Below are 14,393 nucleotides of genomic sequence, written 5' to 3' on the forward strand. Positions count from 1 at the left end.
CCCTTAACCAACATTCTACCCAAGAAATCAGCGCTGTTGGTTAATAACTAAGACGGCCTCCGACACCTGTCTTCAACTCTCGGACTCACTCGTCGGCTTTGCGTCGACAGCGCACCTGTTCAGGATTCGGTACCCACGGATGGTCGTCCCAGCAGTGAAGGGCGTGCTCTTGTGTCGTGTCGAACAGCGCCTCGCACGACCCACACTCGTAGGCGGTCTCGGTCCAGCGTTCCGTGACGAACATCGCCGTCACCGTCGACCTAACCGGATCTGATGCGGCCGAACGCTGAACGTAATCATTCGTAGAGGCACTGAGCGGACGCATCCTCTCCATTGAGGGTCTGCTGATCCTCGTCCGTATCAGCAAAGAGGGTCGACTGATCTCCCTCCGATGTTTGCTCAACTTCGGGTCGGTCGTCGACGCCGAACTTACTCGCTTCGGGCCGATCAAGACGCGAATCCCGGTCGCGGTGGTCCACATCAGCGCCGAAATCCTCGAGTGAGGTCTCGACGCTCGTTTCGGTCACTTCTAGTTGGCCATCGTCACCGAATGCGGTCTGTCGCTGAATCTCGATCTCTGGTCGATCACTCACCTCATTCGAGCCTCCACCCACCGAGGCTCCGACAGACACCCCCGAGTGCTGCGTCAATCGTCTTCTGTGCGGATTTCGCTGGCCCGACCTTTGAGCCGGCGAAGAATCGGGATCCGTTGCTGATTCGCGTTCTCGTAGGCGACGCACTCCCGGAGCGTCTCTATATCGTTGATCGTCACGATACCAGCGTTGATGAGTCGCGTATTCGGGGGTTCGAGCCGTTGTTCTGGTGAAAGCTCGCTTGCGTCTGTTGTTTGACCGTCTGGATTGGTCATTGATGATCGCCTCCGCGACTGCTGAGGCGACGAAAAACAACTCTCTCCGTTACCCGTCTTCTTCCTCAGGCTGGATCTGGCGAGTGTCCTCAGCGAGGTCGTGGATATACTCGCGGAGGGTTTCCATATCCTCGCGGGCGTCTTCGAGCGTTTTACCCTTCACTTTGGCCGTGATTTTGTCTTGATCGCGGGTGCCAGTACCGCGAGTAAGTTTGACCGTGAGTGAGACGCCGACATCGCTTCGCTCGACGTACTCGGTTGGTGCCTGACACTCACGATTCTGCGGCGATTCTAGGCCCGTACGTGGCTGCTGGGTGTGTTCTGACATTGATTGCTCTCTGATCGTTAGTTGACGGACGGTGCGACTGGATCGTCGACTATCTCACGAAGGGCTGCATCTATCTCGCGGCCGGTGAGTCGCCAGCAGCCGTCGGGTCCTGTACACTCTAGCTGGCTCACTACTTCGGTCTTGAACGCCTTGTACTCCGCAAGCGCCAACTCTTCGTTATCAGTGTAATCGAGCAGGAGGGCGAGTGCGAGTTGGGCCGGCCCGCTGCCACCATATCCCCATTCGAATCCCGAAGGACTGTGATTCGCCAGCTCGAGACTCCGCTCTGGCGTGAGCTGTTGTTGGTCCGATTGCTTCTCGACGATGGCGCGGCCTCGACGACGGTAACCGACATAGTTGACGTCGGGATCAGCCGAGGTCCGTGACTGTACGTGTGAGCGTGCGTCGCTAATTCCACTCATAGGTTGGTTCGCGGGAGGCTCGTTCGATCACCCCCGCACCCCTCTCGGGGGTTCAAAAACAGGACGTAGCTGCGTTCGGCAACGTGTTTGACAGTTACAACGTACTGTTCAGGTATATCGGGATGGCTGTACTGGACGATCTTTCAGGGTTCGAGTTCAAGGACGTGATAGAGGACGTCTTCCGCAATCTCGGCTACGAGAACGTCCGTCAGGCCGACCGAACCGCCGACGAGGGTCGCGCGTCATCATGGAGGAGGTCGTCGACGGCACCCGGCGCGCGATCATCGTGGAGTGCAAGCACACGGGGACGGTCGGGCGCCCGGTCGTCCAGAAGCTCCACTCGGCGATCGCGACGTTCGACTTCGACAGCCCGAAACGTGGGATGGTCTTCACGACCGGCCGGTTTACGAACCCAGCCCAGGAGTACGCCAACCGTCTCCAAGAAAACGATGGCCCCCATCTACGAGTTGCTCGACGGCGAGGACCTCCGGGAGATCGCCTGCACCAGCCACACGAAAACGGAGCGGCTGGAAGGCGAGCCGGTCTGTACGGGCTGTGCGGTGACCGAACGGTTCGTGCTGAAGACGAAGTACTTCTACGACGACTAGAATCTCGAGGTGTTCCGCGAGGAGTACGCCGCCATGCCCCTTCACGAGAAGGCGATGGAGAACAAGATGCTAGCGGGAGGTAGTGTGGTCGCGGCACTTCTGGTGGTCATCGGCCTACTCGTGGTCGGCGGCGTCATTTAGAACGACTGCACTCTCACGTAGGCTCAGCGATAGAGTGTCTCTGTTCAGCAAGTCTTTCTGTAGATATGATGGAGGGCGGAGAAGCCCATTACGAATGGGTGCTATGCCGCTGAAATGAAACTAGAGGGTAGATTAATTGCCGTAAAATTCAAGCGGCCCCCTTCAGTGACCGTTTTCGACAGGTCGAAAATCGAACTCGCGGCTGTTCGCCGGTGCGTCATCGGGGACCTCGTTGTGATTGAGCAGGTACTCGGGCCACGCCTCATATGCGAGTCCGACGAGTAGAGGCTCCACTTCTGCGAGGTACGCTGGATAGCCGTACGGTCCTGGATATACTTCTGGATCCCAGGCGCGAATCCACAGATACGTCTGTTCTTTGAGTTGGTGCGTCCCTTGTTCGAAGAGTTCGCTCGCCCAACTGAGTTTCTTCGACTCTTCTCCGAATACTGTCTCCGAGAGTTCTCCTACGTGCCAATAGCTTCCGTCACCCCAACGAGCGAAACTCCGTGTCCCGCTTCGGTCTTTCGCAATCTCCTCGAAGTTAGCACTCAGTTCGTTCTTTTTCCCGTACGCCTCACCTTTTCCGATGTACCGTGGGACAACATCTGTTGGGGAGGGATTCACAGAGTTGAGTTGAAAGAGGACATAGAGTAAGCCACTCTCTCCCTCTTTCACGCCGTTCCTGTGAACACATCGTTTTCCCTCTCGGCGAATCCGTTCGTCAATAGCGTCGCTTCGCTTGAGCACTGTCGAGGACCCAAGTGTCTTCGTCTCGACAACGAGGTCTTCGTCAGTCTCGAAGAGCGGTATCGGATCTGCCACCTCGGAGTCGTTGATGTCTCGACAGATGGTCTTCTCGACCCACTCGTACCAGAGTTCGATCTTATTTTCGGCAGTCACCTTCTCAGCGGGGAGTTCAGCGAGTCGTGCAGTTTCCTCATTCAACGATTTGTTGTCCTCGTCAACCCATTCGTGACCTACTTTCCCCATCTCGTGGGGGACACGGTTGGGGACGAAGTCGCGATTGGCGAACACACGGTCGAACCGGGAAAGTGAGTGAACCAGACCGACCATCTTCCCCTCGAGTTCGTGCCGGTACGTCGGGTACCCGTACGGACCCGTCTCTAAATCGTCGACGTCGACTACCCACGCGTACAGCTGTGATGCCGATTTTTCATAGACTGTTGCGATGTGGTCGTACTTCCCGTAACTGCCCCACGACCCATCGTCTTCCCACTCCGAAATGGGAAGGGCGTCCCGGAGCTTTCTGAAGTGGTTCATCAGTCGACTCGCGACGTTGCTTGTTTCGCCGATGTACACCGGAATCACGTCGAAAGGTCCGTCTACGGGCTCGTCAAGGAAGTACAACATATACAGATAGTCACCACTCCCCCGACCCAGGCGATACGTATCGTAATCGTCGGCCATCGATAAGTCCGAGCCGCTGTCGTTGACCATCGGAACCGGATCCGGAGTTGCAGCCGACTGGATGTCTGAGAGAATTGCCCTCCGCACAAATTCATCCCAGACCTTCTCTTTTGATCGTCTATCCGACATTGCCGGGAGAAGACAACATACGATAATAAAGTTGGTTGGGACGATTTAGAGCAATACCCGATTTCCAGTTGATCTCCTAAAAGAGCCCACAGGAGACTATGCCAGATGCGACACTTCGTCTGGCTCTTCGACGTCGTCGAACTCGCCGCGCTCCACAGGTTCCCAGTCCTCATCCGGATCTGGACTCCACCAGTCGACTTCGTAGGCGCCCGGTGCGCCGAAAACCTTCACGCGTGCCGACCCATCGGGCAGGTCGCGACGCAGTTTCTCGTCGACGTGGAGATTCCAGGTCGTGGTTGTATCGAAGCAGGCGAGCACGGCCTCCTCGTAGCCGCGTGTCTCTCGGGACTCCTGAAGTTCGACCTGGGTGTTGCAGTTCTTGCAAAACACCCCTTCGAAGGGAATGTGACTGAAGACCTCCTGCCCGCAGACGGGGCACCAGAGGAACTCGAACAGTGCCTCACTGTGTTGGTTGAGTACTTCTAGACTCATTGTTGGACCGACCCGGTCGAACCGGGTCACCCGTTCTACTCGGATGAAAAACAGCACTACGGGCGTCCTCTCAGATACCACTTGGTGCCGTAGACGATGCGCGATGGAGCTTCGTACCCGCAGTCGTGGCAGTCGAACCAGCGCTGGACTTTCGCTCCGTCTGCTGACTTCTCATCGACGAGGATGTCCTCGTTCTGGATTCGGGACAACTCAATTCGGGCGCTGGCCGCTTCCGGAGCTCGCCACGGAACGATTTCGCGTCCTTCGTCTCGTACCCCCGCGACCACACTGGGTGGCCGTCGACGAGGATTGCGCCACGCCACTTGTAGCGGTAGGAGTCTGGCGCTCTGTACAGGACAGCCCGAGCGCCAGTCTCGGTGTTCCGATGCGCCAACGTTGGCGACCGGCTCTCGCGTCGCCAGCTGGTGATTCTGGGCATTGTTTAGAAATGGACATCAACGGGCACGATCCAGAGCTCCTCGCTCTCCTCGAGGACTCGATCCAGCTGCCCTCGGTGCCAAATCCCGCAACCGCATTCGTCGTACAGGAAGATCGAGGGACCGTCGTACGCACCGACTTGATGGAAGGCATGCCGGGCGAGACCTCTATTACGCATTATCTCATCATCGCTGAGTTTGTCGAGCGCTTCCCGTACTCGTTTGAGGTTCCGCTGGAACTTGCTCTTCGTCGCGTCCCAACCGCGCTCCAGGGGTTCCTGGACTTCGTCAGAGTCTACCCGCGTTGCAACTGGGGAGTCGCCCCAACGAGCATTCTCTGCCACCGTCGAGCCTTCTTGATCGAACGTGACGAAGTAGTCGAATACGGTGCCACCGTGCGGATCGGCTCTAACCAGCCGATCGAGCACTGCTTTGCCGGTGGCTACTGCGTCGTTTCGCGTCGATGCCTCTACCAGGGTGTAAATGACCATGTGCGTCGGTATTCACCTTTGCCGACGCACGCAACTTCGCTCCGTATCACTGCTTGATGCGCCGGCCTCTATCGCCCGGTGATCGATAACCACCACCAAATGCGCGCTCGCTATATGTCGTCTTTCTTCGACCCTGTGGCATCCATGACGGTGATCGTCAGGTCGCCGCTCTCGTAATCAGCTTCGAAACCGACGGCGATGGAATCCAACATGCGAGCCGCGTAGGAGGTGCGGTGCCGTTTGAGCAACTCTATCTGCCAGCAGGATTAATTAACCGCTATAACGCAGATAGTCGCAGCTGCAGATGGAACTATTCTTCAATTCCGTCGAAGGAGATTCCTCTGATGCGATATTGATGTTTCCCTTCGATGTCTTTGCGACGAGTTGCCCGTTCTGAGTCGGTAATGATGAGTACTGGACTTGAGCGACCGTCTCGCCGGGCGTAATTCTTAAGATCTGGAATCGCCGCCGACACGGATGTCTCGACTTCGATTAATGACAGAGGAAACTTTCCGAAGAAATCTGCCCCCAACATTGAGAAATTGCGTATATCCACAATGAGGTCTGGTGCTCCTGATTGTCCGTCGAAGTGGCGGCGATCAACCGACAAGTCACCGAGTTTTTCTTCGGAACCGTTTTTCCGAACTACTAACTCCGCGTCATCGTACTTCTCTTTCAGACATTCGTACGTATTCGCAACGATCTCGTTGTGCTCGTAGGTATCAGTCATGTTACGCACCCTCGATCGAGATGGAGACTAAGCCTTCATCCTTGAGGTCATGAATGACTCCAAGAACCTCCGTCTGGTCCATCTCTAACTCACCAGAAATCGACTTGATTACATCGCTGTTCGTACCCTTGTTTGCTTCCCCATCTAATATGAACTCGAATACACTCGCTTGTGTTGGATCGAGATGGTCTTCAGTAATGATGTCCGTAATCTCGGTGCGGATCGTTCGGCACTCCCGTGCCTGTTGCACGAGGTCTTCGACAGTCTCTGCTCGGGATACGGCTAGTTCCACTTCATTGAGTGACTGGGCTTTTTCGTTGATCCCGAATATCTCGGCCAGTTCTTTCCCGGTTTGGATTTCATGTTCAATTCTATTTCTGAGGCCCTTGAGTTCCTGTTCTGCCTTTTCGATCAGCTCGGAGAATCCCTCCTGTGCTTCGTCGTAGTCCTCTATATCCCCACTGAGTATCCTGTCACGGGTGGTGAGAAGGTCACGATGTTTAGTATCGATTCTCGATAAGGATGTTCGGATAAAATCGAGGGACTCTGTCGAGTTATCTGGTACTCCAAATCGACGGACAGACTCGGTAGCAACGTCGTTCATCACATCAAAAATAGAGAGGACCTCACGACAACCCGTGACTACATCATTAACAGTTTCGGCGGCTCGTAATTTGTTTTCAAGCTCATCTTGCCCGGTGTCGGTTGGAGAACCCACTGACACTTCGGTCAGTAACTCGTATCGTTCGTGGAGCTTAGATACGACATTCTCGGCGTCTGAGAGAGTCTTCTCTGCTTCAAGGACACGCTCGCGAGCCAGTGTTGTGAACTGCTCGAAGGCATTCGCGTCGTCGACAATTGATTGGATCCGGTCGAAGAGTAAATCATCAATACGGGTACGAACATCTGACCCCAACGGCTCGGGGAGGTCACTGTTCCAGGGATACGGCCAACGCCCTGCAATATCTTCCAGATCATCCGCGATATTATCAATCTTATCAACGCTACTTACATCGGCCAGTTCTCCCTTGACCAACCGAGCTACTGAGGTGTGTACCGTTCCATCAGCATTGATTGACTGCAAGGCGGTTTTTGCAGTATCAATGGCCGAGTTAACTCGATCGACATCTTGTTCGACGACCTCAATCAACTCTTCTCTGACATCCTCATCCAGGGGACCTGTCCCAGCGTTAACCAACCAATCTTCGATATCTTCGACCGTTTTTTCAGCCTCGGGATGATGAAGGACACTTCGAAAGTCTGCCACAAAGTCCTCAAGATCGTCTTCGAACTCACCTGGTTTGAACGATGCGGAGCCTGCAACGAGATTCTCGAAGAAATCACCTAATGAGCGATCGAAGGCCTCTCGCACCATCTTCTGCTCTTCTTCGTCGAGATTATTCAGTGTCGACCTTGTTTCTTCGTCCAGCTCGTCGAGGGTGTCTTCAAGATCGTCCAATGCAGTCTTCTCGTCGTGGATGTCTTGCTCTACCTCTAGCGCCTCCTCAAGAGTGCTGAGAGAGTCTGGACCAGCATCACTCATTGTTGACCTCCATGTGTTCATTCAGGGACTGAAGCTGGGTTCGCCTGCTTTCACGTTCCGTTTCGAGTTCGTCAATTTCACCAGCGAGCCGTTCCAGCTGATCAACAACTTGGAATACCTCATCAATGTCTTGACGTGCATCCGTTAACATTTCATCCCACTCTTCCTGAATATCGCGGATATTATCTGCTCCATTCGAGAAATCAAGGCCAGGGAGTTCTGATTTCACATCTTCGAGAACTGTTTCACACCTTTCCTCGACTGTATCTTTTACAGCATCTTTTGGTGGGAGATCGACATTCACCGAACTGGCCTCGATCGTCGCATATGCAGAGTTAATGTCGTCTATCTTTGTTTTTGTCCGGTCGGCGAGACTCTGGAGACGATTCGTGTGTTCGCCGAGGTCTGTTTCTCGGGATTCGAGTTCTTGACGCCGGTCGTCGATATTCTCCTGAAGAGTTGAGTACAGACTAGAACGTCCCTCACGATCGTATCCAAGCACGAATTTTGCAGTGGGTTGTGAAACCCGATCAGCGACCCGACAGAACTCTCGAAGATCACCGACGACACTAGAGTCGTGTTGTACTTTCCCACTGGGATACACCGAGCTATGATCTTCAATACGGTCGTATACTGCATCGAGCTGATCAATCGTCTCATCAAGAGATTCTTTTGCTTTCTCGTACTCGATATTGATTTTATTCTCTTCGTCTTGAATAACCTGGATCGCATCGACCATCCGAACTAGTAAGTCTGCGAGATCAGATCCCGTACCGTCGTATTGATTCGAGAGAACTCGAAGGAGGCCTGGCTCTTGCATGTACGTCGTTGCCAAATCTGCGCGAGGCGAAAGCCGGTTGAGTTTCGTTCGGAGATTTAGCGTATCGGCCTCCTCTGCCTTTTGAATCGCCGTGGTGAATTCCGAACGAAAGTCGTTCTGCCGCTGATCGTATCCATATTCAATGATACGCGTGTAACCACCACCACCCCCCGAAATTGGGCCCAGGTATTTTTTAGAGTCTAGACCTCGATCACGCGCTGTCTCAAAGAACCTAAGACACCTATCTCGTTCTTCGGAAGCGGCACGTGCTAACAGGAGATAATCGACACGGGCGTTCTGGGAGGCTGTCAACCGATTCTCGAACATATCGAATAGCTCTGTAGAGCTTTGATCTCCCAAGGTGACGGGAAAGAGCGTTTTGAGATTCTTCTGGAACTCGTCCGTCTGCTGTTCAATCCTCGTTGCGAAGTACTCGTTGAGCTTTTCGATGTAGTAATCAATTTTCCGAACGCCCTCGTCGGCGATGTCGTCTCGACTGATCGTCTCCGGGATGGGAGCAGTCTGATCAAGTTCTAGTAGATTGTACAGAAGGCTGGTCGCAAAGGTGTCCAACCGTCGTTCGTCAAGTGTTGTGACTTGGAGTTGATCAAGTTCGGCGGCTACTTGAATACGTTCGTCGCTGCTGGAAATGAATTCTTGGGTAGCAGTCTCGACATCCCGGATGTCGTCATCGTTCCCAAGGAGTACGATCGTGAATATACAATTCGGCTCAAGCGCGTCCTTGGCAACTTCATCCTGTAAAAATGGCTGAACTAGGGGTTCAAGCGCCGACTCTTCGGCCGGAAGGGGATAGAGTGAAGTGTTCATCGGGGGTCCTCCTGAATAGTGTCACCGAATTCTTGCAACCGATCTGATGCAGCCTGCATATTCTCCAGCATCGTAACTAGCTCCTGATACTGGTCGTCCGTGTTCGTTTCGTGTCCTGCAAAACTCAATCGTGGATTCGTAATGAGACTTGGGAATGCTAGACTCGGCGTCTTCAGGCCAATCGATACGTAAGAATCCATCGTGGAGGATTCGCTTGTCGAAAAGAGGTCGAAGAAGTCAGCGAAGTCTTGATATATATCTTGTGCACTCATTTGATCAAGACTCTGCGTGACATCATAGAGGAACTCGATAGTCTCCTCTTCCCCGTTACCTAATTCTTCAAGAGCAATATCGTGCATCCGGCGAACGAGCGGACGAAGGATCATATCCACAGCCCTATCTCCTTGTGCTGGGGCTGGACTCATGTTCTGCCCGAAGACCATTTCTCCGTCTTCGTCAGCGATACTTTGGAGTACCCGCTCTCCAAATTGTGAGAGCTGCGAATCAGATACTCCAGAGTGATACGCATCAAGGTTCGTTAACCCCTGTTCAATTGTCTTGTATACCTCTCCGACAGGTGTTAGATGTGCGTCACAAAGCGCGAAATCGGTAGCTTCTGACTGGAGTGCGGACTGGAAGGCCGCTGGTTCATCAAATTCGCTAAGTTGATGTGGTGAAGGTGTGGTGAGGAGGGCCGCGATACGGTCGCGTGATTTGTTGCTGAGGTCGTCGAGATATGAGTCCAGACTCTCTCTGTCCAAGACTTCAACACGGGAAATTTGTTGTGTTGCAATATCGAAAAGACGGTTGTAGTTGCCTTCAACATCGTCTCCGAGGTTGGCTTTTGCATCGAGAGCCGATTGTAGCCAGCCAGGGCGTCCTCGTGAGTGCCACCAAGCGTAGTTTTCGGTCCCGGCAGACAAGTCACGTTCGAGGATTTGGTGAACTTGTCTCGGACGGATAATCGGCAGATTGATGCTCTGGACTCGCCGCGCTTCTGCTTCACCAAGCTCGTGAGCGCTGGCGTAGCCAAACGCGCCGATCATGTATACTCGGGAAGTCCCTTTATCAATTTCGTCGACGACCTCTCGGAGAGGTCCCGTCGTTCCTTCCGTGTGTTCATCAAGCCGTTTGTATCCCTCTTCCATCTCGTCAACAAGAACAACGAGTTCGTTTTCCTTCGACGCAATCTGTTCAGGGTCCTCCACTCCAAGTGCCGAGAAATACTCGTCGGGAGTGGGTCGTTGGCGGGCTCTCGGTAGGTAGTCGTCGGTATCGAAGGGCTTGTTCTGTTCGATCTTGTTGCATATCTCTCGGAGCCTCTCGATACAGATGTCCTCAAAGTATCCATGGAGGTTCGATTGATGGATGACATCGTGTCCGTCGGCTTCGGCTCGTTGGATAAGTTCGTCAATAAGATCACTAAGATCAAGATAGATAGCTGGCTTGGCCTGGTCTTGCCAAGCATATCTGAATCCGTGTAGGAGCAGCAAGCTCTTGCCTGCCCCAATAGCTCCCACGGCGTATGTGGCCTCAACTGGGTCGGGGAACTGTTTGATGTTAGCTTCAATCGTTTCTCGGCACAGTCTGTGTCTCTTAGTTAGGTCTTTCCACTCGACATTGAGCGTAGCTGTACGTTTTATCCCTCTACTTTTGCTCATGCGCAATCATGTTGACAGCCTATTATAAACGTACTTGATAGCATGCGGACAATATAGCGCGACCAGATAATCCAAAATACCGCTGCTGGTGCAAAGTGCTCTCCTTTGATCGGTAATCGCACTTCATCACAGAGACTTGACCATCCGAATTCGGTACTCGGGGCATATGGTTATTGTAGAAGACGTGTGTAACCCCATCGTCAGTCGTCCAGCAATTGGGTGTTTGGTACATATAGTGGAAATTTCACCACATAGACAATAAACTCGATTTTAAAGGAAGACCCGTAACGCCGCTACTGTAGCAATCTATAGGTGTCTCCTTGGTCCACTATGGGTGGCTCTGCCGACTTCTGGGCAGCAAAACAAGGCAGATACGGAGATGCCTCTCGCCGAAGTTCTACATCAGTCTTAACCAACAATCTCCGGGAATATACAAGGTTGGTTAATATATTGCTCTGCCGGATATTCTACTGGGGATTCGGTCCGTGACGCGGCGACTGACACACCTCGCAATTCCACATCGGCTGACCAGACCACTCGTCATCTGGGAGAGACTCGAATTCCTGGAACTGATGCTCAGTCTTTCGACCACACTTGCGACATTCAAGACGTGTTCTCGAGGGAACGCTGGGTCGACAATCCTCTGAATGCTCGTCGGTGACGGCGCGCTGGAGTGCAACGGCTGGCACCAACCAGACGTCGTTTTCGGCACTCTCCAGTAGGGCTGTAAGTCGATCTTCGTTGCGAACGTCGTACCCTCCCTCATCGTAGAGAAACGTTGAGTGCGCCCCCTCACTCCATGACTGCGTCGACTCTGTCTGTCCCGTCCGCTCACGAGCGGCGGTGAGTAGCTGTTCACCGCTTTCGGAGGTGACTCGAACTGCTTCGGGCAGCGAGGGCCACTTGTCGGTCAGTTGTGCAGCGGGCTCTGTATCGAGGTCATAGATCAGTTGGCAGTTGTCGACCGCTGGGTCCCTGTCAGCCTTCGTGAGGAGCGTGGCCGCAGCAGCACCCTTCGCGACGGCGGTGTAGAACGTCGACGCCTCGACGAGCAGATGGACGACATGGAGTAATGTCCACTCAGTATCGGGGGTGCGACTCTCGTCACTAGTTCCATCGAGATGGTTTGAGAGGCAGAACCGACACTTGGTACGGTTCGCAGGAATCGAAGCACCACACGAGGAACACTCGCTCCGTGTCGATCTCGTTCGATCTGGATACGATTCCAGCCCCTCTCTTCGTTGTCTCCCTGCTCGCCCAGCGTTACCCCGTCCAGTAAGCTGGTCGTCGGGAACGTGGTTCGCTTCGCCAAGGGGTCGTAGTTCCTCAAAATCAGATTGACGTCCATTCATAGAGTCGTCTGGCAGCACCTTCCCTCGTCTCTGTATTTAAATCTCAGCCACCAACGTCGAATTGGAATCGACAGAAAACTCGCAGATGGCGTCCTCAGAGCGCCAATTCGTTCAGCGTGTCTCGATGCGACCGGATGGTCGTTGCAGTGACGCTCGCCACCTGCGCGACTTCCGCCTGCGTCAGCCATCGTCCCTCTTCGCGACCCGCCTTGTACAGACAGGCAGCTGCGAATCCTGACGGGTTGACACCCGATGCGGCTCCTGATGATTCCGACTGTTCAGCCAACCTCCGAGCTCGCTGTCGGATGTTCGCTGGAATATTGAGTTCCGACCCGAGACGGGGGATGAATTCGCTCGGTCGAACAGGCTGGGTCGGTAGTCCGAGTTTAGTATTCAGCGTCTTGTACGCATTCGCGACTTTCGAGTGGTCGACGCGTGCTGCGTCGACGACGTCGTCAAGTAACCGCGAGTGACCGTTACAGCGACAGGCTCCGTAGATGCTTGCTGCCGCTATCGCCTCGATTGATCGGCCTCGAAGCAGATCTTCGGTTTGAGCGCTCCGGAACAGTTGACACGCCTGATCACGGACCGAATCTGAGAGCTCGAGGACGCTCGCGATTCTTCGAACTTCACCCAGGCCGTGTGCGAGGTTTCGCTCGGCTTTCGACTGGAACCGACCACGAGTCTGTTCACGCCGCATTCGGGATAGCCGCTGGCGCTTTCGTCCGGAGAGTTCGTTCCCGTTCGCATCTTTCCAGCGACCGATCTCGGTCGACAGCCCTCGGTCATGACGTGCCGCAGTCAGTGGAGCACCCGTCCGCTTTCGCTGGTCCTGATCGTGAGTTCTCCATTCAGGACCGTGGTCGATTCGTTGTTCGTCAATAACGAGTCCACAGTCTTCACAGATAGTTTCGACCGAGTTAGTAGTGACCCGGCCATCGCACTCCGGACATGGGTTCGTGCTGGAGTTTGTCTGGACATCCTCGTCGAAGCTTGTTTCGTAGATATCTCTCGTCGCCATGTTTTCTCACTAATTTTCGAGATTCGCCGATACGGCGAACCCCTCACCCATGAAGGGTCAATAAACGCTATCGAGTGCGTACTTCGGTTCAGCTGGATTAGAGAAGAGGAGAAACGGTGAACAGTTTACGGTCTACTGGAAAGAATTATTGCGTGCGTGTGACTCGTTGGAACCTATGGTTACAGGCCTCTACGCATCACTGGCTGCTTCCGCCAGTGTTTTTATCGGCATTCTCACTGCAATCCTGGCCTCTAGGGTCTCAAATCTCAAGTCCGAACGGAATCAGATAGAGCATCGTATCGAAACAATCGACGCACGACTTGAGAGCCTCGATGAGCAAAGAGCGGAATTAGAAGAACACATCGAGGAAATTCTGGAGTTATGGGAGCACGAAGATGAATTGGAATATGCGAGAAAACGGGTAAACGAATTTATTGAAACATATGTTGGCGATGAGTTTACTGCTAACCCTGAATCGTTGACGCTCGAAGACATTGCCGATGCATACGCTGACTTTGCTGACAAACCAGAAATTGACATCGAGACAGACGAGTACGTCCTGGACGAATTAGAAGAGAGGTCTGACGATATTAAACAGGAACTCGGTGGGCGGAAAAGTCCGATGACAGCTGAGGCAGATATTGTTCCTGACGCAGATGCGGCTGCCACCCATCGGCAAACCGAGGCCCAACAGAGAATTCACCAACGGGAAGAATACAACCGCTATCAGCATCGATGGCACCAAACTAAAACCGAACTCCAATCCCTTCAGACGGAGCGAGATAGACTGAATAGTCGATACTCTTCTCTAGACTCTTCACCTATCGTCAGTACACTCTGGATTGGCGTAGGTACAATAATCCTTTCTGTCGTTTCCCCCTCGGTGGCCTACCTTCTCCGCGAAATTGGAGTCACATTAATCGAGCTCCGGCCCTGGGTGGAACCGACGTTGATATTCAGTTTGTGGGTTATCGGACTAGCGTTGATATTTTACCACCTTTACGCAGAATTGAATGAGGAGCCGGACGAGCTACCTAACGACCCTGACGTAGACGTAGATGGATTGCATATGCACGATGTCCAATCGGTGTAGA

At 53.6% G+C, this 14,393-nt stretch carries 14 protein-coding genes and 3 pseudogenes; 2 read left to right on the forward strand and 15 right to left on the reverse strand.

All coding sequences use genetic code 11. The annotated features are described in order from the left end of the window. Positions 1-85 precede the first annotated feature (85 nt). The 5 genes and pseudogenes from QQ977_RS17045 to QQ977_RS17065 form a co-directional block, all read right to left on the reverse strand. A pseudogene (locus tag QQ977_RS17045) lies at positions 86-301 on the reverse strand (hypothetical protein); the annotation flags it as partial. After that, complete coding sequence (locus QQ977_RS17050) at positions 297-593, reverse strand: hypothetical protein (protein ID WP_285928964.1); 297 nt, start codon at positions 591-593, stop codon at positions 297-299. The gene QQ977_RS17050 and the pseudogene QQ977_RS17045, both read right to left, overlap by 5 nt. A gap of 53 nt (positions 594-646) precedes the next feature. Next, a complete protein-coding gene (locus tag QQ977_RS17055) occupies positions 647-868 on the reverse strand; it encodes a hypothetical protein (RefSeq protein ID WP_285928966.1) in 222 nt (73 codons plus the stop codon). Between the two features lie 49 nt (positions 869-917). Further along, positions 918-1,196, reverse strand: a complete 279-nt coding sequence (locus tag QQ977_RS17060) for a DUF7389 domain-containing protein (RefSeq protein WP_285928968.1) — start codon at positions 1,194-1,196, stop codon at positions 918-920. A 17-nt stretch (positions 1,197-1,213) separates the two neighbouring features. Next, positions 1,214-1,618 (reverse strand): DUF6166 domain-containing protein, encoded by a 405-nt coding sequence (locus tag QQ977_RS17065; RefSeq protein WP_285928969.1) that lies wholly within the window; start codon positions 1,616-1,618, stop codon positions 1,214-1,216. A gap of 122 nt (positions 1,619-1,740) precedes the next feature. Here QQ977_RS17065 and QQ977_RS17070 point away from each other — a divergent pair. Further along, positions 1,741-2,367, forward strand: a pseudogene (locus QQ977_RS17070) (restriction endonuclease). A gap of 162 nt (positions 2,368-2,529) precedes the next feature. Here QQ977_RS17070 and QQ977_RS17075 read toward each other — a convergent pair. The 10 genes and pseudogenes from QQ977_RS17075 to QQ977_RS17120 form a co-directional block, all read right to left on the reverse strand. Then, on the reverse strand, positions 2,530-3,924 hold the full coding sequence (locus QQ977_RS17075) for a GIY-YIG nuclease family protein (protein ID WP_285928971.1): 1,395 nt from the start codon (positions 3,922-3,924) through the stop codon (positions 2,530-2,532). Between the two features lie 96 nt (positions 3,925-4,020). Then, a complete protein-coding gene (locus tag QQ977_RS17080) occupies positions 4,021-4,416 on the reverse strand; it encodes a DUF7567 family protein (protein WP_285928973.1) in 396 nt (131 codons plus the stop codon). 56 nt (positions 4,417-4,472) lie between these two features. Then, positions 4,473-4,855, reverse strand: a pseudogene (locus tag QQ977_RS17085) (DUF7568 family protein). 3 nt (positions 4,856-4,858) lie between these two features. Beyond that, a complete protein-coding gene (locus QQ977_RS17090; RefSeq protein ID WP_285928974.1) occupies positions 4,859-5,344 on the reverse strand; it encodes a hypothetical protein in 486 nt (161 codons plus the stop codon). A 310-nt stretch (positions 5,345-5,654) separates the two neighbouring features. After that, positions 5,655-6,074, reverse strand: coding sequence for a hypothetical protein (locus QQ977_RS17095; RefSeq protein ID WP_285928975.1), 420 nt, complete (start codon positions 6,072-6,074; stop codon positions 5,655-5,657). A 1-nt stretch (position 6,075) separates the two neighbouring features. Further along, complete coding sequence (locus QQ977_RS17100; protein ID WP_285928976.1) at positions 6,076-7,617, reverse strand: hypothetical protein; 1,542 nt, start codon at positions 7,615-7,617, stop codon at positions 6,076-6,078. Continuing rightward, positions 7,610-9,265 carry a hypothetical protein gene (locus QQ977_RS17105; protein WP_285928977.1) on the reverse strand — a complete coding sequence of 552 codons (1,656 nt, stop codon included), beginning with the start codon at positions 9,263-9,265 and terminating at the stop codon, positions 7,610-7,612. The genes QQ977_RS17100 and QQ977_RS17105 overlap by 8 nt, the downstream gene beginning before the upstream one ends. After that, complete coding sequence (locus QQ977_RS17110; protein WP_285928978.1) at positions 9,262-10,926, reverse strand: hypothetical protein; 1,665 nt, start codon at positions 10,924-10,926, stop codon at positions 9,262-9,264. The genes QQ977_RS17105 and QQ977_RS17110 overlap by 4 nt, the downstream gene beginning before the upstream one ends. A 467-nt stretch (positions 10,927-11,393) precedes the next feature. After that, complete coding sequence (locus QQ977_RS17115) at positions 11,394-12,278, reverse strand: hypothetical protein (RefSeq protein ID WP_285929034.1); 885 nt, start codon at positions 12,276-12,278, stop codon at positions 11,394-11,396. 94 nt (positions 12,279-12,372) lie between these two features. After that, positions 12,373-13,299 (reverse strand): transcription initiation factor IIB, encoded by a 927-nt coding sequence (locus tag QQ977_RS17120; RefSeq protein ID WP_285928980.1) that lies wholly within the window; start codon positions 13,297-13,299, stop codon positions 12,373-12,375. A gap of 175 nt (positions 13,300-13,474) precedes the next feature. Between QQ977_RS17120 and QQ977_RS17125 the strand changes: the two genes are divergently transcribed. Further along, a complete protein-coding gene (locus QQ977_RS17125; protein WP_285928981.1) occupies positions 13,475-14,392 on the forward strand; it encodes a hypothetical protein in 918 nt (305 codons plus the stop codon). The last annotated feature ends 1 nt before the right edge of the window (position 14,393 follow it).

It is taken from the genome of Natrialbaceae archaeon AArc-T1-2 (assembly GCF_030273315.1).
In the GTDB taxonomy this organism is placed as follows: Archaea; Halobacteriota; Halobacteria; order Halobacteriales; family Natrialbaceae; genus Tc-Br11-E2g1.

Coding starts and splice junctions, on each gene's coding strand:
- QQ977_RS17055 (WP_285928966.1), bottom strand. CDS start 868: ATGACCAATCCAGACGGTCAAACAACAGACGCAAGCGAGCTTTCACCA.
- QQ977_RS17060 (WP_285928968.1), bottom strand. CDS start 1,196: ATGTCAGAACACACCCAGCAGCCACGTACGGGCCTAGAATCGCCGCAG.
- QQ977_RS17065 (WP_285928969.1), bottom strand. CDS start 1,618: ATGAGTGGAATTAGCGACGCACGCTCACACGTACAGTCACGGACCTCG.
- QQ977_RS17075 (WP_285928971.1), bottom strand. CDS start 3,924: ATGTCGGATAGACGATCAAAAGAGAAGGTCTGGGATGAATTTGTGCGG.
- QQ977_RS17080 (WP_285928973.1), bottom strand. CDS start 4,416: ATGAGTCTAGAAGTACTCAACCAACACAGTGAGGCACTGTTCGAGTTC.
- QQ977_RS17090 (WP_285928974.1), bottom strand. CDS start 5,344: ATGGTCATTTACACCCTGGTAGAGGCATCGACGCGAAACGACGCAGTA.
- QQ977_RS17095 (WP_285928975.1), bottom strand. CDS start 6,074: ATGACTGATACCTACGAGCACAACGAGATCGTTGCGAATACGTACGAA.
- QQ977_RS17100 (WP_285928976.1), bottom strand. CDS start 7,617: ATGAGTGATGCTGGTCCAGACTCTCTCAGCACTCTTGAGGAGGCGCTA.
- QQ977_RS17105 (WP_285928977.1), bottom strand. CDS start 9,265: ATGAACACTTCACTCTATCCCCTTCCGGCCGAAGAGTCGGCGCTTGAA.
- QQ977_RS17110 (WP_285928978.1), bottom strand. CDS start 10,926: ATGAGCAAAAGTAGAGGGATAAAACGTACAGCTACGCTCAATGTCGAG.
- QQ977_RS17115 (WP_285929034.1), bottom strand. CDS start 12,278: ATGAATGGACGTCAATCTGATTTTGAGGAACTACGACCCCTTGGCGAA.
- QQ977_RS17120 (WP_285928980.1), bottom strand. CDS start 13,299: ATGGCGACGAGAGATATCTACGAAACAAGCTTCGACGAGGATGTCCAG.
- QQ977_RS17125 (WP_285928981.1), top strand. CDS start 13,475: ATGGTTACAGGCCTCTACGCATCACTGGCTGCTTCCGCCAGTGTTTTT.